Genomic DNA, 18,893 nt, shown 5'->3' on the forward strand with positions numbered 1-18,893 from the left:
CCCATCCGCGTCAGCCCGGCCCCACGACGCCCGCCTCGTAGGCGAGCACGACGAGCTGCACGCGGTCGCGCGAGCCGGTCTTGGCGAGCAGCCGCCCCACGTGGGTCTTGACCGTCGCCTCGCCGAGCACGAGCTCGGCGGCGATCTCGCCGTTCGACAGACCCCGGGCGACGAGCTCCAGCACCTCGGCCTCGCGCTCGGTCAGCGTCGCCAGCCGCGGGTGCGGCACGTGCGAGGCCGCGGACGACGGTACGCCGCGGTCCGACCCGTCCGGCAGCGTCGCCGCGACGTGGTCGAGCAGGCGGCGGGTCGTGGAGGGCGCGACGACGGCGTCGCCGGCGTGCACGCGTCGTACGGCCTCCAGCAGGTCGGGCGGGGTGGCGTCCTTGAGGAGGAACGCGGAGGCGCCGGCCTTGAGGGCGGCGAAGGCGTACTCGTCGAGGTCGAACGTCGTCAGCACGATCACGCGGGGCACGGGCGCCCCGGCGTCGGCCCGCGCGGCCAGCGCCCGGGTGGCCTCGACGCCGTCGAGGCGCGGCATGCGCACGTCCATGAGCACGACGTCGGCGACGGGCCGGTCGGCGCCCGTCGGGGCGGCGAGCAACCGGAGCGCCTCCTCGCCGTCGCCGGCCTCGCCGACGACCGTCAGGTCGTCCTGGCTCTCGACGAGCATCCGGAACCCGGCCCGCACCATCTGCTGGTCGTCGACGAGGAAGACGCGGATCGGCGGGACGCTCACGCGGTCATCCTCACACCGGGGGATCACACCGGCACCCGGGCCACGACCTCGAACCCGCCGCCACCCCGCGGGCCCGTCGCCAGGGTGCCGCCGGTGGCGCGCACCCGCTCCCGCATCCCCACGAGCCCCAGGCCGCCGCCGGTCCGTCCCGGCTCGCCGGGGCCCGCGCCCCCGGCCGCCGCCCCCCGCCCGTCGTCGGTGACCCGCAGGACGAGCCCGCCCGGCTCCGCGTCGAGGACCACCTCGACGTCGCGGACGGGACCGGCGTGACGGCGCACGTTGGTGAGCGCCTCCTGCAGCACCCGGTAGACCACGAGGCCCGTGCCCGTCGGCACCGCCGGCAGGGGGTCGGGCAGCCGCACGGTGAGCGGGAGCCCGTCGGCACGGGCCTGCTCGAGGAGGCCCGCCACGTCGTCGAGGCCGGGCTGTGGCCGGGTGCCGGTCTGCTCGGACCGCAGCAGCCCCAGCAGCCGCCGCATCTCGCCGAGCGACTCCCGACCGGTCGCCGCGATGGTGCCGAGCGCGGCGGTGGCGACGTCGGGGTCCTTCGCCGCGGCGTACCGCGCCCCGTCCGCCTGCACCACCATCACCGACAAGCCGTGCGCGACCACGTCGTGCATCTCGCGGGCGATGCGGGCCCGTTCGTCGGAGGCGGCGAGCTCGGCGCGCTGCTCGGCGTCCCGGGCGACCTGCTCGGCGTGGGTGCGCAGGGCGTCGACGTACGCCGCCCGCGTGCGCCCCAGCGTCCCCAGCGCCCACGCGGCGACCACCATGACGCCGATCGTGGTCGCGTAGCTGACCACCTGCTGCAGGGGGTAGTCGACGGGGTCCACGTACGGCGAGGTCCAGTCCCAGGCGGCCGTCGCGGCCGCCACGAGACCGACGCCGAGGGCGACGGTCCCCGCCACCGCCGTGGAGAAGCGGGCCACGGCGTAGACGGCGACCGGGTACGCGAGCTGCGAGAACAGCGGCATGTCGACGAGCAGCACCTGCAGGGCGCTGGCGGCGGCCACCGCGGCGTACACGGCCACGGGGGAGCGGCGTCGCCACCACAGCGGTGCGCACTGCAGCACGCCCAGGAGCGCCCAGTCGGGCGCGCCCGCGGCGACCCCGATGAGCAGGCTCAGGCCCGCGAGGCCGACCGCGAGGCCCCGGTCGAACCACGCCTCGCCCCGCGGCCCCAGCCGCCGCGGCTGCCGGGGGAGGGCTGGCGCGGTGCTCATGGTCGCCGAGGGTACGGCGCCGCCCCGGCCCCGCGCGTCCCCCCGCGGGTGGACGCGGGCGGGGACCGTCAGGCGCGGGTGGCGACCCGCCCGGGGGCGACCGGCAGCCGCTCGAACCCCCGGAGCACGCGGGTCTCGCGACGCTGCGGGGACCCGTCGACGCGGAGGTCGGGGAACCGCTCGTGGAGCATCTGCAGGGCGATCCGCGCCTCGGCCCGGGCGAGGGCCGCGCCGAGGCAGTAGTGCGCACCGGAGGAGAAGGCGAGGTGGGCGTTCGCGTTGGGGCGCGCGATGTCGAACACCTGCGGGTCGTCGAACACGGCGGGGTCGCGGTTGGCGGCGGCGAGGAACAGCAGCACGGGCGTGCCGCCCGCGATCTCGACGCCCTCGACCTCGAGGTCGTGCGGCACGACACGGAGCGAGTTCTGCACCGGCGGGTCGAAGCGGAGCGTCTCCTCCACGACGCCCGCCCAGAGGTCCGGCTCGGCGAGGGCGCGCTCCCGCTGGTCCCGGTGCCCCTCGAGCAGGACGACGGCGTTGGAGATGAGGTTGACGGTGGTCTCGAACCCGGCGGCCAGCACGAGCAGGGCGACGGCCCGCAGCTCCAGGTCGGTCAGCTGGGTCTCGTCGCCGTCGCCGTCGAGGAGGGCGAGCTGGCTGAGCAGGTCGTCGCCCGGGTGGCGCCGCTTCTCCTCGACGTGCTCGGTGACCCACCGGTGCATCGCGCGCACGGCCGAGCTGGCACGGCGGTAGCGACCCCAGCGCAGCCCGGGGTCGAGGAGGCTGGCGGCGCTGTTGCCCCAGGCGAGGAGCTGGCGGTGGTCGCGCTCGGGCACCCCGAGGATGGCGCCGATCACGGCGACGGGGAGCTGCGCCGCGTAGGCGTCCACCAGGTCGGTGCGCTCTGCCCCCGCCCGCTCGATCCGGTCGAGCAGCCGCTCGGCGGTGGCGGTGACGAGATCCTCCTGGGCGCGCACCTGCCGGGCGGTGAAGGCGCGGTTGACGAGCCGGCGCATGCGGACGTGGTCCACCCCGTCGGTGGCGAGCAGCGAGGGCGGGTCGATCGGACCGGCGGCCCACGGGTCGGTGCCCCAGCGGGCCAGGGCGCCGAGGGGGCCGGGCAGCTCGCGCAGACCGGCGCCGACACGCACGTCGGGGTGGCGCAGCAGGGCCGTCGTCAGTGCGTGGTCGGTCGTCGCGGAGACGATGCGACCCGGGACGAGGCGGCCGAGCGAGCGCAGCTCCTCGTAGGCCGGGTAGGGGTCCGCGCGCAGGGCCGGGTCGCAGTCGATCCGCGCGAACAGCTCCCCGCTCCGGGCCGCGTGCTCGAAGAACGCCCGGGTCAGTGCGTGCTCGCCCACCCAGCGGGCCGCCGCCCGGACGTCGCCGACGGGGTCCCGTCCGGTGGGCACGCGCTCGGCGCGGTCCAGCAGCAGGGGCATGTCTCGTCCTCCTCGGGGTGCGGGCGCGTGCTCCCCCACGCTAGGGCTCGCGGGGGAACGGCGCATCGGTCGACGGCAGGGTGTCCGTCTCCTCCCGTGGGAGGAGACGGACCGGGGAACGCCGGGTGTCGTGGAGGGATGTCGGACGCGCGTGCGCCCGCCTAGGGTGCCCCTGTGGAGGGAGCCCCCGGCGTACCGCGCCCGCCCGCCGGCGTGCGCGCCCGCATCGAGGACAAGGCCCTGCGGCACGGGCTGGCGGCGCCCTGGTGGATCGGCACGACGGCGGTCCTCGCCCAGGTCGCCGCGGCGCTCGTGGCGCTGGCGCAGCGCGACGCGCTGCTCTCGCCGGCGCTGCTCGCCGTGGCGGTGGTGGCGGCGCCGTTCGTCGTGCAGGCGCACGTCCACGCCTGGGTGCCGGCCTGGGTCGACCTCGCCGCCGGGCTCGTCGGTGCGGCGTGGATCGCGGCGCTGCCCGTGGTCGCCACCGGTCTCGCCGACTTCCTGCCCGTGTCCCTGGCCTTCCTCGTCGCCCACGTGACAGCAGCGACGAGCGCGCGCGTCGGGGCCGTGGCGGCGGCGTCCGCCATCGGCGTCGCGGTGGTGCTGCCGGGCCCGCTCCTCGGCACCTCCGCCGACCCGGGCGGCGCCGTCGTGGGCGTGCTCGAGGTCTGTCTCGGTGCGGTCATTGGCTACTGGTTCCGCACGCAGATGCGGGCCCTCGCGGCCGAGCGGGCGGCCCGCTCGCAGGAGGCGGAGCGGGCGGCGCTGGCCGAGCGGCAGCGGATCGCCCGCGAGATCCACGACCTCGTCGCGCACTCGCTCAGCGTGACCGTCCTCCACGTGGCGGGGGCGCGCCAGGTGCTCCTCGACGGCGTCGCCGACGCCGCCGAAGGTCGGCCCGCGGCGCTCGACGAGGCGACGCGCGAGGCGTGCGAGGCGCTGGCCGACGCCGAGGAGGTGGGGCGCCGCGCGATGGCGGACATCCGGCGCACCGTCGGCCTCCTGGCCCGGGGGGACGGCGAGGGCCGGCACGCTCTGCCCGACGCCCGCGACCTGCCGGCCCTGGTGGCGCAGGTCCGCGCCGCGGGCCTCCCGGTGGAGGCGGCGGTCGAGGGCGACCTCGCCGCCGTGCCGCCCGCGCTCGGGCTGGGCCTCTACCGGGTGCTCCAGGAGTCGTTGGCGAACGCGGCGCGGCACGCACCGGGCGCGCCGGTGCAGGTCGAGGTCGACGTACGCCGCGGGGCCCGCCTCCGCGTCGTCAACGAGGTGCTTCCGGGCGCGGTCCCGGGCACCGACGGGTCGGGCACCGACGGGATGGCCGCGCGCGTCGCCGGGCTCGGCGGCACGCTGCGGGCGGGCCGACGTCGCGAGGGCGGCGTCGTGCGGTGGGTCGTCGAGGCGGAGGTGGCGCGGTGAGCGAGCGACCACCGGTCCGCGTGCTGCTGGTCGACGACCAGGAGCTCGTGCGTTCGGGGCTGCGCCGGATCCTGCGGCGCCGCGCGGGGTTCGAGGTCGTCGCGGAGTGCGACGACGGCGACGAGGTGCCCGCGGCGGTCGCGGCCCACGGTCCCGACCTCGTCGTGATGGACCTGCGGATGCGCCGCGTCGACGGGATCGCGGCGACGGCGGCGCTGCGCGAGGAGGCCGATGCCCCGCCCGTGCTCGTGCTGACGACCTTCGACGACGACGAGCTGCTGTCCGGTGCGCTCCGGGCGGGAGCGGCCGGCTTCTGCCTGAAGGACACGCCCGCCGACGACCTGGTGCGCGCCGCCCACGCCGTCGCCGCGGGCGCCTCGTGGCTCGACCCGACGGTGACGGGTCGCGTGCTCGCGACGTACCGCGCCGTGGCCCCCGCGTCGTCGGTGGGCCTCGACGTGCTCACCCAGCGGGAGACCGAGGTTCTGCGTGCCATCGGCCGGGGGCTGACGAACGGGGAGATCGCGGCCGAGCTCACCATCTCCGAGCTGACGGTGAAGAGCCACGTCGGCCGGATCTTCACCAAGCTCGGGCTCCGCGACCGCGCCGCCGCCGTCGTGCACGCCTTCGACACCGGCCTGGTGCGTCCCGGCGGGTAGCGGACCCGCCGGGTCCGGTCCAGACCTCCGGAGCCACTTCGGGGAATCCGGGGGACAGGGGCCGCGCGGGTTCCTAGCGTGCGTGCCATGAGGTTCCGCACCCTGATCGCCGCCGTCCTGCTCGTGCTCACCGGGCTCGTCGCTGCCCCGGCCGTCGGCTCCGCCGCCCCTGCTGCCCCCGCCGCTGCCGCGGCGTCCTGCACGAAGACGTCGAGCGGCACGTGCATCAAGGGCGGGCAGTTCTGCCCGAAGAAGTCCTACGGCAAGAGCGGCTACGACAAGAACCACAAGCGCTGGGTGTGCAAGGGCGACCGCAACCACCCGAAGTGGACCAAGCCCTGACGGCTCGGTCCACGGCGCGGGTCAGCCCGCGGCGTACTGCTCCTTCAGCACGCGGCGCAGCAGCTTGCCGGTCGGGGTGCGGGGCAGCTCCTCGGTGAAGTCGAGGGTGCGCGGGCACTTGACCCGGGTGAGGCGCTCCCGCACGTGCTCGAGGAGCGCCTCGGCGCGCTCCCGGCTCGGGTCGAGGCCCGGCCGCAGCTGCACGACGGCGCGCACCTCCGCGCCGTACTCCGGGTGCGACACGCCGAACACCGCGGCGTCGGCGACGTCGGGGTGCGCCACGAGGACGTTCTCGGCCTCCTGGGGATAGACGTTGACGCCCCCGACGAGCACCAGGTCCTCGCGGCGGTCGCTGAGGTAGAGGTAGCCGTCGGCGTCGACGTACCCGAGGTCGCCGACCGTGCGCCAGCCGCGCTCGTCGCGCGTGGCCGCGGTCTTCTCCGGCGCATTGAGGTAGCTGAAGTCCAGTCCGCCCTCCGACCAGATGGTGCCGTGCTCGCCGGGCGGCAGCTCGTTGCCGTCGGCGTCGAGGACGTGGGGCGTGCCCAGCACGGCGCGGCCCACGGAGCCCGGCCGCTCGAGTGCCTCCGCCGAGCGGATCACGGTGAGGAGGATGGCCTCGGTGCACGAGTAGTACTCGTCCACGATCGGACCGACCCAGTCGATCATCGCCCGCTTCACGTCGGGCGGGCAGGGTGCGGCGGCGTGGATGACGGCCCGGAGCGAGGAGAGGTCGGCGGCCGCGCGCACCTCCTCGGGCAGCTGCAGCATCCGCACGAACATCGTGGGCACCATCTGGGTGTGCGTCACGCGGCGCGCCTCGACGAGGCGCAGGGCCTCGGCGGCGTCGAACTTCGGCATGACGACCACCGAGCCGCCGAACCGCTGCACCGTCATCGAGGTGCGGAGCGGGGCCGCGTGGTAGAGCGGGGCGGGGGAGAGGTAGACCGTGTCGGCGTCGAAGCCCCACGTCGCCTGGAGGAACGGGGCGGTGCCCGGGGCGGTGCCGAGGGGTGCGTTCGGCAGGGTCGCGGCGACGCCCTTGGGGCGCCCGGTGGTGCCGGAGGAGTAGAGCAGGTCGACGCCCTCGCGCTCGGGGCCGGTCGGCCGAGCGGGCTGCGCCGCCAGCAGCGGGCGGAGCTCCTCGAAGACGTCCTCGTGGCCCGCGGCGGGGCCGTCGACGGTGAAGGCGGCGACGGGGCGGTCCACCTCGGCCAGCGCCGCCGCGGCGACGGCGGCGTGACTGGTGGCCGTGAACAGGGCGCGGGCGCCCGAGTCCGCCAGGATGTAGGCGATCTCGTTGACGGTCAGGCGCTCGGCGATCGCGGTGTAGCGCAGGCCGGAGCGTTGGGCCGCCCAGGCCACCTCGAGCAGGCCGACGACGTTGGGCAGCAGGATCGCGACCACGTCACCGTCGGCGATGCCGCGCTCGCGCAGGAGGTTGGCGATGCGGATCGAGTCGTCCACCAGCTCGGCGTAGGTCACCTGCGTGGCGCCGAGCTCGTAGGCCACCTTGTCCGGCGTGCGCTCCGCATGGGTGTCGGGGAAGTCCACTCCAGCTCCTTCTAAACGAACGCTCGCTCAGTTACGCGGTCAATGTAAGGCGGACCACACCGGTCGTCAAGATCGGGTTGCCGCCCGCCCTCCCGGGTCAGCGCGCCATGGCGAGCGCGAGGTCGGCGTACGTCGCCGCCATCTCCTCCGGTGAGACCGGGCCGTCGGCGTGGTACCAGGTCACGATCGACCGGCTCATGTTGATGATGGCGCGCGCGGCCTCGCGCGGGTGCGCCGTGCCGAAGGTGCCGTCGGCGACGCCGCGGTCGATCACCGCCCGGAACAAGGTCTCCTGCTGGTCGCGCAGGCCGACGATGGTCGCGAGCCCCTCCTCGTCGAGGCTGCGGATCTCCGAGGCGCCGATGAGGGCCTCCCGCTGGCGGCGGATGTGGAAGAGCACCCAGGTGCGGACGAGGGCGCTGAGCTGCCGGTCGGCGTCCCCGCCGGCGGCGAGCACCGCCGACCGGGTCTCCTCGATGACCTCGCTGAGGATGTCCACCATGATCGCCTGGAGGATCTGCTGCTTCGACTTGAAGTGGTAGTAGATCGACGCGACCGTCACGTCCGCAGCGGCGGCGATGTCGCGCGTCGACGCCCCGTGGTAGCCCACCTTGCCGAAGAGCTCGACGGCGCCCTCGATGATGACCGCCCGCCCGCCCCGGCGTCCCGACGTCGCCATGCCTGCTCCTGTCTCGTGACGGCCGCGGTGACCGGGTGTGGTCGCTGATCCTGCCTGATGCGCGCCCCGGAGCGGGGGCCACCCGGACGCGTCGCGGAGTCGTGGCCCCAGTGCCACGGAAAACGCAGCGGTGGGGCCACGACCCCGGGGCGGCACGCGAACCTAACGATCGCTCGGTAATCGCGGTGGCACAAGACCCAGCAACCGCGCTGCTTTGGAGGATTATTTATAGCGAGCGTTCGGTATTGCATTCGCCGACGCCGGACCGTACGGTGACGCCGGTCACGCTCGACGGGAGCGGCCGACTCCAGGAGAAGAACCATGAAGAAGTTCGCAGCCGCGGCGCTCGCCGTGGCCTCGGTGGCCAGCCTCGCCGCATGCGGCGACGACAGCTCGTCGGGTCGTGAGGACGGTGTCGTGCGCATCGGTCTCGTCGGTCCCGAGACGGGCGCGGCGCCGCAGTTCTACACCGATCTGCTCCGCCCGGTGGAGCTGGCCGTGGCCGACCTCGCCGACGAGTACGGCCTCGACATCGAGATCGTCACGGTGGACGACAAGGGCACCCCCGACGGTGCCTCGGCGGCCGTCCAGCAGCTGCTCAACACCGAGGACGTCGATGCGATCTTCGGCCCGCCGCAGTCGGGCAACGCCCTCCAGGTGGCCGAGGTCATCCAGCGCAGCGGCCGTCCGTGGCTGAGCGCCGCCCTGGCGCCGGAGATCATGGACGAGTCCCTCGACCCCAACTGGCTGTTCCGCACCAACTACAACGCCAGCGACCTGTCCTCGGTCGTGGCGCAGTACCTCTTCTCGGGCGACAGCACCGTGGGCATCGTGCACTCGGCCGACGCCTACGGGCAGAGCGGCGCCGAGTCCATCGAGGCCGAGGCCGAGGAGCTGGGCGCCGACATCGCGGCCGTCGAGGCGATCCAGCCCGGGACGACCGACTTCAGTGCCGGCATCTCGCGCCTCGCAGCCGCCGGTGTCGACACCGTCTTCCTCGCCATCACGGCCGGCGCCGACACCGCGACGGTCACGAAGGCGATCGCCCAGGAGGGCCTCGCTGCCGACCGGGTCGTCACCAACGCGACGATCCTCGCGGACTTCGCGACGCTGGCCGACCCGGAGCAGTGGGAGAACCTGGTCTTCATCGACCCGCGCGACCTGACCGGCGACACCGTCGCGGGCATCGCGGCGGACTACGAGGCGGAGTACGGCGAGGCGCCGATCATCCCCACCAACGTCTACAGCTGGATGGCCGCGGTCGACGCCTACCTGCAGGCGGTCGCCGAGGTGGGCGACGCCCGCGACTTCGACGCCGTGCGCGAGGCGATGGAGGGCCTCGAGGAGGTCTCCGTGCGCGACGACGTCTACGAGAAGCCGTTCGGTGCGGGTGACCACGAGATCTACGAGCCCGAGGACCCCTCGCAGTGGGTCGTCTTCGGCTTCGACGGCGAGGGCGCGCTGGAGGCCCGGGGCGACCTGGGCACCTGCATCGCCGACGGCTGCTGAGCGCCGTACCGACAACCCGAGAACCTGGGAGAGAGGTCGCCGATGGACGCCGTGGTGTCCGGGATCGTGCTGGCGGGGCTGTACGCCCTGGTCGGCCAGGGGCTGGTGCTGACGTTCGTCACCACCCGCACCCTCAACTTCGCCTCCGGTGAGCTCCTCGCCGTCGGCGGCTTCCTCGCCCTGGGGGTGGGCAGCTGGTCCTGGCTGCCCACCCCGGGGAAGCTCGCCGTCGTCGTGCTCGTCGGCGGCGCCCTCGGCGCGGTGGTGCACCGGTGGTTGGTGCTGCCCTTCGCCCGCGGCGAGCACGACTCGCGCTGGCTGCTCAGCACCGTGGGCATCTCCTACGTGCTGCTCAACCTCTTCACCAACGGTGAGGGCGCGAACCCGCAGCGCGTCGAGCTGACCCGCAACCCCGGCACCGTGGAGGTGCTGGGCGTGGGGGTCAACCGCCAGTCGCTGGTGATCGCGGTCGTCGCGGTCGTCGTGACGCTCGCGCTCGTGGCGGCCTCGCGCTGGACCTCCGGCGGCGTCATCATGCGCGCTGTCGCCGAGGACCCGCGCACGGTCGCGCTCATGGGCATCTCGCCGCGGCTCGTGGGTGCGGTGGCGTACGCCGCGGCCACCGCCCTCGCCGCCCTCGCGGGCGTGCTCTGGTCCTCCGAGGTGGGCGCCACGCCGGGCCTCGGCGTGCACGTGCTCGTCTCCGCGTTCGCGGTGGCGGTCATCGGCGGCCTCACCTCCTTCTGGGGACCGCTCGTCGGCGCCGTCGTCTTCGGTGTCGTCGTGCAGGTCAGTGCCTACGAGCTGGGCGCCCTCTGGGGCCAGGTCGCCGGTCTGGCGCTGGTCATCGTGGTGCTGGTCCTCCGCCCGGAGGGCCTGGTCGGTCGACGCATGGAGGCGAAGCTGTGAGCACGACGACCTCGACCTCCCGGCTCCTCGACCGGTTCCGCCGCGGGGAGGCGGCGCGCGACCTGGGCTTCCTCGGGGTGCTGCTCGCCGCCGCCGCCTGGATCGCCGTGCCTGCCCTCAGCGGCGACGGCACGACCCTCGCGGGCACGCAGACGGCCGCGGTCGTGGTGGCGGTCGCCGTCGCCGCGGCGGGGCTGAACCTGCTGTCGGGCCACGCCCGTCTCATCTCGCTCGGCCAGGGCGCCTTCTTCGCGATCGGTGCCTACGTCAGCGCCTACCTCTCGGTCGACTCCGCCCTGCACCCGCTGGTCGCGATCGTGGTGGCCCTCGTCGTCACGGCGGCGTTCGGCGGCCTGCTGGCGCTCTGCACCATGCGGCTGCGGGGCCCGGCGTTCGCCATGGTGACGCTGGTCGTCGCCATCCTCACCGAGCGCGTGCTCGCCGAGTGGGCGCCGCTCGGCCGGCTCTCCGGCTACCCCAACACCCTCGACCACGGCAGCGGGCTCATGCCCCCCGTCGAGGTGTTCGGGACCAGCCTCGAGCCGCCGCTGTTCGCGGGCACCGAGGCCACGGTGGTCGTCGCGATCCTCGTCGTGGCGGTCGTCGCCCTCGTCGGCTACCGCAACGTGGCCCGCTCGCCCTGGGGGCGCTCGCTGCACGCCATCGGCACCAGCGAGCACCTCGCGGCGCACCTGGGCGTCAACGTCTTCGGGCGCAAGGTCGCCGTGATGGCGCTGGCGTCGACGTACGGCGCCCTCGGCGGGGTCTTCTACGCCCAGGTGTTCGCCCACCTGCAGCCCGAGAGCTTCACCATGCTGCTCTCGATCACCATGATCCTGGCGGTCATCCTCGGCGGTGCGGGCACGGTCGCGGGGCCGCTCGTGGGCGCCGTCATCATCGTGCTGCTCCAGCGCACCGACGCGTTGACGCCGCTCGTCGACCTGCAGCGCCAGGTCAGCGACACCTGGTACCTCTCGACCCCCGGCCTCATCGGCGTGCTCCTCGTGCTCACGCTGGCGTTCCTGCCCCAGGGCATCGTGGGCGGGCTCGGCGAGCTCGCCCAGCGGCTGCCGGGGCGCAGCGCCCCGTCGGTCCCGTCGGTCCCGACGGCCCCGGGCGTGACCGCGCGGGAGGTCGCCACCGTGCCGTCCGACGGTGGAGGAGGCGGCGGCGGAGGCGACGACGTGCTGCTGGCCGTGCGCGGCGTGTCGAAGAGCTTCGGCGGCATCAAGGCGGTGCGGGCGGCCGAGCTCGTCGTGCGGCGCGGCACCATCCACGCGGTCATCGGCCCCAACGGTGCCGGCAAGACCACGGTGGCCAACCTGGTCACCGGTGTCTACGGCATCGACGGTGGCGAGATCACCCTCGACGGCCGCCGCATCGACGGGCGCCGCACCCACGCGATCGTGCGCGCGGGTGTCGCCCGCACCTTCCAGACGCCGCTGCTCTTCACCCACGCGAGCGCGACCGAGAACGTGCTGGCCGGCTTCCCCGACACGGGGCGCCTGCCGCTGGTGCGCGCCTGGCTGAAGGACCCGGGGCAGTACCGCCGGGCCCGCGAGCTGCGCGACCGCGCGGCCGAGCTCCTCGAGCTCGTCGGCCTCGGTGCGGACGGGCACGTCGAGGCGGGGAGCCTGCCCTACGGCAAGCAGCGTGCGCTGGAGATCGCGCGGGCGCTCGCGAGCGACCCGCGGCTGCTGATCCTCGACGAGCCCGCCGCGGGCCTCAACACGGCGGAGACGGCCGAGCTGGGTCGACTGATGCTGACGCTGCGCGCGCGGGGCCTGGCGATGGTCGTGGTGGAGCACCACATGGACCTGGTGACCCAGGTGTCGGACGAGGTGACCTGCATGGAGAGCGGCGCCGTGCTGGCGCACGGCACGGCGGCCCAGGTGCTCGCCGAGCCGGCGGTCGTCGAGGCCTACCTCGGCGTGGAGATGGAGGAGACGGCATGAGCCTCGTGCTGGACAAGGTCGCCTCGGGCTACGGTCGGCTGGCCGTGCTGCACGGCGTCGACCTCGAGGTGCCCCGCGGGCAGATCGTGTCGGTCGTGGGTGCGAACGGCGCCGGCAAGTCGACGCTCGCGCAGACGGTCAGCGGGCTGCTCGCGACGACGGCGGGCAGCATCGTGCTCGACGGCACGCCCGTGCACCGGCTGCGCCCGGAGCGGCGGGCGCGGCTCGGGCTCGTCCACGTGCCCGAGGGGCGGCGCCTCTTCGGTGGCCTCACCGTCGCCGAGAACGTGGGGATGGGGCGCCACGCGGCCCGCGGTCGCAGCGGCGACCCGGACGTGGTCGAGCACCTCCTCGACTCCTTCCCGCGGCTGCGCGAGCGCTGGGGGCAGCGGGCGGGCCTGCTGTCGGGCGGCGAGCAGCAGATGGTCGCGCTGGCCCGGGCCGCGGCTGCGCGACCGCGCTACCTGCTCCTCGACGAGCCGTCCCTCGGCCTGAGCCCGCGGCTGAGCGCGGAGGTCTTCCGGCTCGTCGCGATGATCGCGGCGGAGACGGGTGCCGGGGTCGTGCTCGTGGAGCAGCGCGTCGACGCCGCGCTCCGGCTCGCCACCACCGGCCACGTGATCGAGCACGGGCGGATCGTCGTGTCGGGCGACGCCGAGGAGCTCCGCACGTCGGAGATGGTCCGTCAGGCCTACCTCGGCACCTGAGCCGGGCGGGGGCGTGCTCCCGGTTGACCCCGGGGGCCGCACCCGCCATGCTATCTAAGCGAGCGTTCGGTAAGTTTCGGGACAAGGGAGCACCATGACGACCACCAGCAGCCCGCTCGAGGGCGTGGCCGAGCTCGACCTCGCTGCCCTCGAGCGCTACCTCGGTCCCCACGTCGAGGGTGGCCTCCGCGGCCCCCTCACGGCGCGGCTCGTCGCCGGGGGGCGCTCGAACCCGACGTACGAGGTGGGGGACGGGACGCAGCGCTGGATCCTGCGCCGACCGCCGTACGGCGAGGTGGTCGCCGCGGCGGCGCACGACATGGGCCGCGAGGCGCGGGTGCTGCGGGCGCTGGCAGGCGCGCCGGTGCCGGTGCCGCGGGTGGTGGCGCGCTGCGAGGACCCCGGCGTGATCGGGGCTGACTTCTACGTGATGGACAAGGTCGAGGGGCGCACGCTGCGGACCCCCGAGGACACGGCGACGCTGACCCCCGCGCAGCGGGCCGGTCTGACGGAGTCCCTCGTCGACCTGCTCGTCCGGCTGCACGCCGTGGACCCGGCCGCGGTCGGGCTCGCCGACTTCGGCCGCCCCGACGGCTACCTGGAGCGGCAGCTCGCCCGCTGGCAGCGCCAGTGGGAGAAGGTCCGCACGCGCGACCTGCCCGGCTTCGAGGAGCTCGCGACCCGGCTCCGGGCCTCCATGCCGCGCGTGGGCCGGCCGGGGATCGTGCACGGCGACTACAAGATCGACAACCTCATGCTGGACGTCGACGACCCGACCAGGATCGTCGCGCTCCTGGACTGGGAGATGGCCACCGTCGGGGACACGCTGGCGGACGTCGGCATGCTGCTGAGCTTCTGGGACGAGGCCGGCGCCGTCGCCAACCCCATCACCGCGGGGGCGACCGCGCTGCCCGGGTTCCCCGACCGCGCGACGGTGCTGGGGACGTACGCCGAGCGCTGCGGCATCGAGGTCGCCGACGTGGAGTGGTACGTCGTCTTCTCCGACTTCAAGCTGCTCGTGATCCTCGAGCAGATCCACGCCCGGCACCTCCAGGGCACCACGGTGGGCACGGGCGTCGACGACCTCGGCCCGATGGTCCCGCTCCTGCTCGAGCGTGCCCGCGCCGGCGCCGCAACCGCCCAGGATCCGCGGCTGCGGGCCTGACCGGCCCCGCGCCGTACCCCCTCGAGTCCGAGACCCGTCCCGCGATCCCGTTCCGCGCCACCGGAGGCCCCATGCCGTTCCACCCCGCCGACGACCCGTTCGACGTCGCCGGCCTCGACCTGACCCCCTCGCCGCGCGCGCGGGAGCTGCGGGCCTCGCTCGTGGAGTTCATGAACGAGCACGTGTTCCCGGCGGAGGCGGACTACCACGCCTACCGGCGGGCGCGCGGGCCCGCGGACCACACGCTGCCGCCCGTCGTCGAGGACCTCAAGGTCGAGGCGCGCCGGCGGGGGCTGTGGAACCTGTTCCTGCCGTCGTTCGGCGGCATCAGCCAGCTCGACTACGCGGGCCTCGCCGAGATCACCGGGTGGAGCCTCGAGCTGGCCCCGGAGGCGATCAACGGGCAGGCCCCCGACACCGGCAACATGGAGCTGCTCCACCTCTTCGCGACCCCGGAGCAGCGCACCCGCTGGCTCGAGCCGCTGCTGGACGGGACGATGCGCTCCGCCTTCGCGATGACCGAGATCGCGGTGGCCTCGAGCGACGCGACGAACATCGAGACGCGGATCGAGCGGGACGGGGACGAGTACGTCGTCAACGGTCGCAAGTGGTGGACCTCCGGCGCGGCCGACCCGCGCTGCGAGCTGCTCGTCGTCATGGGCAAGACCGATCCCGAGGCGCCGAAGCACCGTCAGCAGTCGATGGTGCTCGTGCCGACCGACACCCCCGGCGTCGAGATCGTGCGGGACGTGCCGGTGTTCGGTCGTCACGACCAGCACGGGCACTGCGAGGTCGCCTTCACCGACGTGCGCGTGCCCGTCACGGCCGTCCTCGGCGAGGAGGGCGCGGGCTTCGCGCTGGCGCAGGCCCGCCTCGGTCCCGGCCGCATCCACCACTGCATGCGCGCCCTGGGTGCGGCCGAGCGGGCGCTCGACCTGCTGGTGCGCCGCGCCCACGACCGTGTCGCCTTCGGCAAGCCCCTCGCCGAGCAGGGCATGGTGCAGCGCGACATCGCCGAGTCGCGGATCGCCGTCGACCAGGCCCGGCTGCTCTGCCAGCATGCGGCGGCGGTGATCGACGCCCACGGCAACAAGGCGGCGGCCTCTCTCGTCTCGATGGCCAAGGTCGCCGTGCCCCGCGTGGCGCTCGACGTCATCGACCGCGCCATCCAGGTGCACGGCGGCGCCGGAGTGAGCGACGACGTGCCGCTGACCGCCATGTACGGCTGGCACCGCGCCATGCGGATCTTCGACGGCCCCGACGAGGTGCACCTGCGCGGCATCGCGCGAGCCGAGCCCGGGCGCGCCCGCGTGCTGGACCCGGTGGGCCACGGCGACCGTCGGCCCCCGCGCGGACAGTAGGGTGCTGGCCATGACCAAGTGGGAGTACCAGGTGGCGCCGATTCCGCTCCACAACGAGGCGCTGATGCTGAACAACTTCGGCCAGGACGGGTGGGAGCTCGTCACCATCCAGACCAACGCGCAGGGCGGGCTCATCGCCTTCCTCAAGCGCCCGCAGGCCTGACCGCGATGACGCATCCCGAGGAGCGGCTCGCCGCCCTGGGTCTCGCGGTGCCCGAGGTCGCCAAGCCGGTGGCGGCCTACGTGCCGGCGGTTCGCAGCGGCGCCCACGTCTTCACCTCGGGGCAGCTGCCCATGCGGGGTGGCGAGCTCATGGTCACCGGCAAGGTCGGCGGGGAGGTGGATCCCGAGGAGGCCCGTGCGTGCGCCCAGCAGTGCGCGCTCAACGCGCTCGCCGCGGTGAAGGCGGAGCTCGGTGACCTGGCGCTCGTGAAGCGCATCGTCAAGGTCGTCGTGTTCGTCGCCTCGACGCCCGACTTCACCGGGCAGCCGCAGGTCGCCAACGGCGCGTCCGAGCTGTTCGGCCAGGTCTTCGGCGACGCCGGCGTCCACGCCCGGTCCGCCGTCGGCGTGCCGGTGCTGCCCCTCGACTCGCCCGTCGAGGTCGAGATCGTCGTCGAGGTCTGAGGAGGGTCCGTGCGCATCCCGCTCCCGCCCGTCCCGCTGGACCCCGAGGTGGTGACGCGTGCGCACGAGTACGCCGCGGGCCACCGCACCCCGGCCGAGCCGCGTGACGCGGCGACGGTCGTGCTCCTGCGGGAGGGGAGGGGCGACGTACCGGGGCCGGAGGTCTACCTCCTGCGGCGCCAGACGTCGATGGCCTTCGCCGCGGGCATGGCCGTCTTCCCCGGCGGGGGCGTCGACCCCCGCGACTTCGACGCCGAGCTGTCCCGCGACGCCTGGGCGGGTCCGTCCCCGGCGGACTGGGCCGTGCGGCTCGGGGTCGACGAGCACCTCGCGCTGGCGCTCGTCTGCGCCGCTGTGCGGGAGACCTTCGAGGAGTCCGGCGTGCTGCTGGCCGGGCCCTCCACCGACGAGGTCGTCGCCGACACGACCGGTGACGACTGGGAGGCCGACCGCGTCGCGCTCGAGTCGCGGGAGCTGGCGTTCACGGCGTTCCTCGCCCGCCGCGGGCTCGTCGTGCGCACCGACCTGCTGGGGCTGTGGGACGCGTGGACGACGCCGGTCTTCGAGCCGCGCCGGTTCCGCACGTGGTTCTTCGTCGCCGCGCTGCCCGAGGGCCAGCGCACCCGCGACGTCTCGCGCGAGTCGTCCTCCGTGGTCTGGCTGCCCGCGGCCACGGCCGTCGCGCAGGCCGAGGCCGACGAGCTGGCGATGATGCCGCCGACCTACCTGACGTGCCTCGACGTCGCCGCGCAGGACGGCCCGGCCGCCGCGCTCGCGGAGGCCGCGACGCGGGAGGTCGCCATGTTCACGCCGACCGTCGAGCCGCTCGACGACGAGCGGTGGACGATGTCGATGCCCGACCGCATGCGGCCCGTCGTCGCCGCGCGGCGGGGCGCGTCGTGAGAGGGACCGCGTCGTGGTGACGGACTGGACCGGCGGTGCCTTCGGCGAGCGTGCCCGCTGCGTGCTCGCGCCCAACGCGGGCCCGATGACCCTCGACGGCACCAACACGTGGGTGCTGCGCGAGCCGGGCGGCAGCCGCTCCGTGGTCATCGACCCGGGGCCGACGGACCCCGGTCACCTCGACGCGATCGTCGAGGCCGCCGACGGGCGCGTCGGCGCCGTCCTCCTCACCCACCACCACCACGACCACGCGGAGGCGGCGAAGGCGTTCGCCGAGCGGGTCGGCTGCGGCGTGCGGGCCCTCGACCCGGCGTACCGGCTCGGTGCGGAGGGCCTGGGCGACGGCGACGTCGTCGAGGTGGACGGCCTGGAGCTGCACGTCGTCGGTACGCCGGGGCACACGGCCGACTCGCTGTCGTTCGTGCTGCCCGCGGAGCGGGCGGTGCTGACGGGCGACACGGTGCTCGGGCGCGGCACGACGGTGGTCGCGCACCCCGACGGCTCGCTGGGGGCCTACCTCGACTCGCTCGACCGGCTGCACGCCCTGGCCGAGCGCGAGGAGGCACGGGTCGTCTGGCCGGGCCACGGGCCGGTCATCGAGGACGCGCTCGCCGCGCTCGACCACTACATCGCCCACCGCCGCGACCGGCTCGCTCAGGTGGAGGCCGCCGCCACGACGCTCGAGCCGGGACCGGCCGACACGCTGCCGCGGCGGGTCGTCGAGACGGTGTACGCCGATGTCGACCCCGTGCTCTGGGGAGCCGCCGAGCTCAGCGTCCGGGCCCAGCTGGCCTACCTCGGCCGCCTGGGCTGACGCCCCCGTCGTACGTCGGGGCGGGTGTGGGGGGGCCGCCACGTAACGCGCGTAGTCCCTGACGTTCTGCACCGTGTCGCGGCCTGGAGCCGGCGTGTCGGGTGCGGAACGTCAGGGACTACGTGGCGGTGAGGGGACTACGTGGCGGTGAGGGGACTACGTGGCGGTGAGGGGGGCTTCCCCCGCGCGGGTACGGCGCGGGTCAGCGCGCGCGGCGCGAGAGGCGCTCGATGTCCATGATGACGACGGAGCGGGGCTCGAGGCGGAGCCAGCCGCGCGAGGTGAAGTCGGCCAGCGCCTTGTTGACGGTCTCGCGGGAGGCGCCGACGAGCTGGGCGAGCTCCTCCTGCGTGAGGTCGTGGTGGACGTGGACGCCGTCGTCGGCCGTGCGGCCGAAGCGGTCGGCCAGGTCGATGAGCGCCTTGGCCACACGGCCGGGCACGTCGGAGAACACCAGGTCGGCGACGACGTCGTTGGCCTTGCGGAGCCGCGCCGCGAGCTGCGAGAGCAGGCCCCGGGCGACGACCGGGCGGCCCTCGAGCCAGAGCTGCAGGTCCTCGTGGGAGAGCGACGCGAAGGTCGACTCGGTCACCGCGGTGACGGTGGCGGAGCGCGGGCCCGGGTCGAAGAGCGAGAGCTCGCCGAACATCTGGCCGGGGCCGAGGATGGCCAGCAGGTTCTCGCGGCCGTCGGCCGACGTGCGGCCGAGCTTCACCTTGCCCTCGAGCACGACGTAGAGCTTGTCGCCGGAGTCGCCCTCGTGGAACAGCACCTCGCCGCGACGCAGCCGGGTCTCGGCCAGCGACGCCACCAGCGATTCGATCGAGTCGTCGTCGAGCGCGCTGAACAGCGGCGCCTGACGCAGAACGTCGATGTCCACAACAGCCTC

At 74.7% G+C, this 18,893-nt stretch carries 19 protein-coding genes; 13 read left to right on the top strand and 6 right to left on the bottom strand.

Translation table 11 applies throughout. The features are described from left to right. Positions 1-10: 10 nt before the first annotated feature. From QE405_RS19005 to QE405_RS19015, 3 genes are all read right to left on the bottom strand, one after another. Positions 11-739: a response regulator gene (locus tag QE405_RS19005; protein WP_307204185.1), complete on the bottom strand. Its 729-nt coding sequence runs from the start codon at positions 737-739 to the stop codon at positions 11-13. A 23-nt stretch (positions 740-762) separates the two neighbouring features. Beyond that, the gene (locus QE405_RS19010; protein WP_307204187.1) at positions 763-1,962 is read right to left on the bottom strand and encodes a sensor histidine kinase; all 1,200 of its coding nucleotides are present in this window, start codon (positions 1,960-1,962) and stop codon (positions 763-765) included. A 68-nt stretch (positions 1,963-2,030) separates the two neighbouring features. After that, positions 2,031-3,404 (bottom strand): cytochrome P450, encoded by a 1,374-nt coding sequence (locus tag QE405_RS19015; protein WP_307204189.1) that lies wholly within the window; start codon positions 3,402-3,404, stop codon positions 2,031-2,033. 174 nt (positions 3,405-3,578) lie between these two features. Here QE405_RS19015 and QE405_RS19020 point away from each other — a divergent pair, with 174 nt between their 5' ends. The 3 genes from QE405_RS19020 (at position 3,579) to QE405_RS19030 (ending at position 5,821) form a co-directional block, all read left to right on the top strand. Continuing rightward, positions 3,579-4,820 (top strand): sensor histidine kinase, encoded by a 1,242-nt coding sequence (locus QE405_RS19020; protein WP_307204191.1) that lies wholly within the window; start codon positions 3,579-3,581, stop codon positions 4,818-4,820. Continuing rightward, positions 4,817-5,479 carry a response regulator transcription factor gene (locus tag QE405_RS19025; protein ID WP_307204193.1) on the top strand — a complete coding sequence of 221 codons (663 nt, stop codon included), beginning with the start codon at positions 4,817-4,819 and terminating at the stop codon, positions 5,477-5,479. Before QE405_RS19020 ends, QE405_RS19025 begins: the two co-directional genes overlap by 4 nt. 87 nt (positions 5,480-5,566) lie before the next feature. Beyond that, positions 5,567-5,821 (top strand): hypothetical protein, encoded by a 255-nt coding sequence (locus QE405_RS19030; RefSeq protein WP_307204195.1) that lies wholly within the window; start codon positions 5,567-5,569, stop codon positions 5,819-5,821. Positions 5,822-5,842: 21 nt separating this feature from the next. Here the strand turns inward: QE405_RS19030 and QE405_RS19035 are convergent, their stop codons facing one another. Both QE405_RS19035 and QE405_RS19040 read right to left on the bottom strand, forming a co-directional pair. After that, positions 5,843-7,375, bottom strand: a complete 1,533-nt coding sequence (locus QE405_RS19035) for an AMP-binding protein (RefSeq protein WP_307204197.1) — start codon at positions 7,373-7,375, stop codon at positions 5,843-5,845. Between the two features lie 97 nt (positions 7,376-7,472). Continuing rightward, the gene (locus QE405_RS19040; RefSeq protein ID WP_307204199.1) at positions 7,473-8,054 is read right to left on the bottom strand and encodes a TetR family transcriptional regulator; all 582 of its coding nucleotides are present in this window, start codon (positions 8,052-8,054) and stop codon (positions 7,473-7,475) included. 321 nt (positions 8,055-8,375) lie between these two features. Here QE405_RS19040 and QE405_RS19045 point away from each other — a divergent pair, with 321 nt between their 5' ends. From QE405_RS19045 to QE405_RS19090, 10 genes are all read left to right on the top strand, one after another. Then, entirely contained in the window at positions 8,376-9,563 is a 1,188-nt protein-coding gene (locus QE405_RS19045; RefSeq protein ID WP_307204201.1) for an ABC transporter substrate-binding protein, read from the top strand. A gap of 42 nt (positions 9,564-9,605) precedes the next feature. Further along, positions 9,606-10,472 (top strand): branched-chain amino acid ABC transporter permease, encoded by an 867-nt coding sequence (locus QE405_RS19050; protein ID WP_307204203.1) that lies wholly within the window; start codon positions 9,606-9,608, stop codon positions 10,470-10,472. Next, positions 10,469-12,427, top strand: coding sequence for a branched-chain amino acid ABC transporter ATP-binding protein/permease (locus QE405_RS19055; protein ID WP_307204205.1), 1,959 nt, complete (start codon positions 10,469-10,471; stop codon positions 12,425-12,427). The genes QE405_RS19050 and QE405_RS19055 overlap by 4 nt, the downstream gene beginning before the upstream one ends. Then, positions 12,424-13,134, top strand: a complete 711-nt coding sequence (locus tag QE405_RS19060) for an ABC transporter ATP-binding protein (protein WP_307204207.1) — start codon at positions 12,424-12,426, stop codon at positions 13,132-13,134. Before QE405_RS19055 ends, QE405_RS19060 begins: the two co-directional genes overlap by 4 nt. Before the next feature lie 94 nt (positions 13,135-13,228). Beyond that, positions 13,229-14,299, top strand: coding sequence for a phosphotransferase family protein (locus QE405_RS19065; RefSeq protein WP_307204209.1), 1,071 nt, complete (start codon positions 13,229-13,231; stop codon positions 14,297-14,299). A 71-nt stretch (positions 14,300-14,370) separates the two neighbouring features. Continuing rightward, positions 14,371-15,660, top strand: coding sequence for an acyl-CoA dehydrogenase family protein (locus QE405_RS19070; RefSeq protein WP_307204211.1), 1,290 nt, complete (start codon positions 14,371-14,373; stop codon positions 15,658-15,660). Between the two features lie 10 nt (positions 15,661-15,670). Further along, positions 15,671-15,823, top strand: coding sequence for a hypothetical protein (locus tag QE405_RS19075; protein ID WP_307204213.1), 153 nt, complete (start codon positions 15,671-15,673; stop codon positions 15,821-15,823). Between the two features lie 5 nt (positions 15,824-15,828). After that, positions 15,829-16,287, top strand: coding sequence for a RidA family protein (locus QE405_RS19080; protein WP_307204215.1), 459 nt, complete (start codon positions 15,829-15,831; stop codon positions 16,285-16,287). Positions 16,288-16,296: 9 nt separating this feature from the next. After that, positions 16,297-17,190, top strand: coding sequence for an NUDIX hydrolase (locus QE405_RS19085; protein WP_307204217.1), 894 nt, complete (start codon positions 16,297-16,299; stop codon positions 17,188-17,190). A 16-nt stretch (positions 17,191-17,206) separates the two neighbouring features. Then, positions 17,207-18,004 (top strand): MBL fold metallo-hydrolase, encoded by a 798-nt coding sequence (locus tag QE405_RS19090; RefSeq protein ID WP_307204219.1) that lies wholly within the window; start codon positions 17,207-17,209, stop codon positions 18,002-18,004. Positions 18,005-18,206: 202 nt separating this feature from the next. On the opposite strand, the gene QE405_RS19095 is transcribed toward QE405_RS19090, so the two are convergent. Then, a complete protein-coding gene (locus QE405_RS19095; protein ID WP_307204221.1) occupies positions 18,207-18,884 on the bottom strand; it encodes a Crp/Fnr family transcriptional regulator in 678 nt (225 codons plus the stop codon). Between the last annotated feature and the right edge of the window lie 9 nt (positions 18,885-18,893).

This window comes from Nocardioides zeae, assembly GCF_030818655.1.
In the GTDB taxonomy this organism is placed as follows: Bacteria; Actinomycetota; Actinomycetes; order Propionibacteriales; family Nocardioidaceae; genus Nocardioides; species Nocardioides zeae_A.

Coding starts and splice junctions, on each gene's coding strand:
- QE405_RS19010 (WP_307204187.1), bottom strand. CDS start 1,962: ATGAGCACCGCGCCAGCCCTCCCCCGGCAGCCGCGGCGGCTGGGGCCG.
- QE405_RS19015 (WP_307204189.1), bottom strand. CDS start 3,404: ATGCCCCTGCTGCTGGACCGCGCCGAGCGCGTGCCCACCGGACGGGAC.
- QE405_RS19030 (WP_307204195.1), top strand. CDS start 5,567: ATGAGGTTCCGCACCCTGATCGCCGCCGTCCTGCTCGTGCTCACCGGG.
- QE405_RS19040 (WP_307204199.1), bottom strand. CDS start 8,054: ATGGCGACGTCGGGACGCCGGGGCGGGCGGGCGGTCATCATCGAGGGC.
- QE405_RS19045 (WP_307204201.1), top strand. CDS start 8,376: ATGAAGAAGTTCGCAGCCGCGGCGCTCGCCGTGGCCTCGGTGGCCAGC.
- QE405_RS19050 (WP_307204203.1), top strand. CDS start 9,606: ATGGACGCCGTGGTGTCCGGGATCGTGCTGGCGGGGCTGTACGCCCTG.
- QE405_RS19060 (WP_307204207.1), top strand. CDS start 12,424: ATGAGCCTCGTGCTGGACAAGGTCGCCTCGGGCTACGGTCGGCTGGCC.
- QE405_RS19065 (WP_307204209.1), top strand. CDS start 13,229: ATGACGACCACCAGCAGCCCGCTCGAGGGCGTGGCCGAGCTCGACCTC.
- QE405_RS19070 (WP_307204211.1), top strand. CDS start 14,371: ATGCCGTTCCACCCCGCCGACGACCCGTTCGACGTCGCCGGCCTCGAC.
- QE405_RS19075 (WP_307204213.1), top strand. CDS start 15,671: ATGACCAAGTGGGAGTACCAGGTGGCGCCGATTCCGCTCCACAACGAG.
- QE405_RS19080 (WP_307204215.1), top strand. CDS start 15,829: ATGACGCATCCCGAGGAGCGGCTCGCCGCCCTGGGTCTCGCGGTGCCC.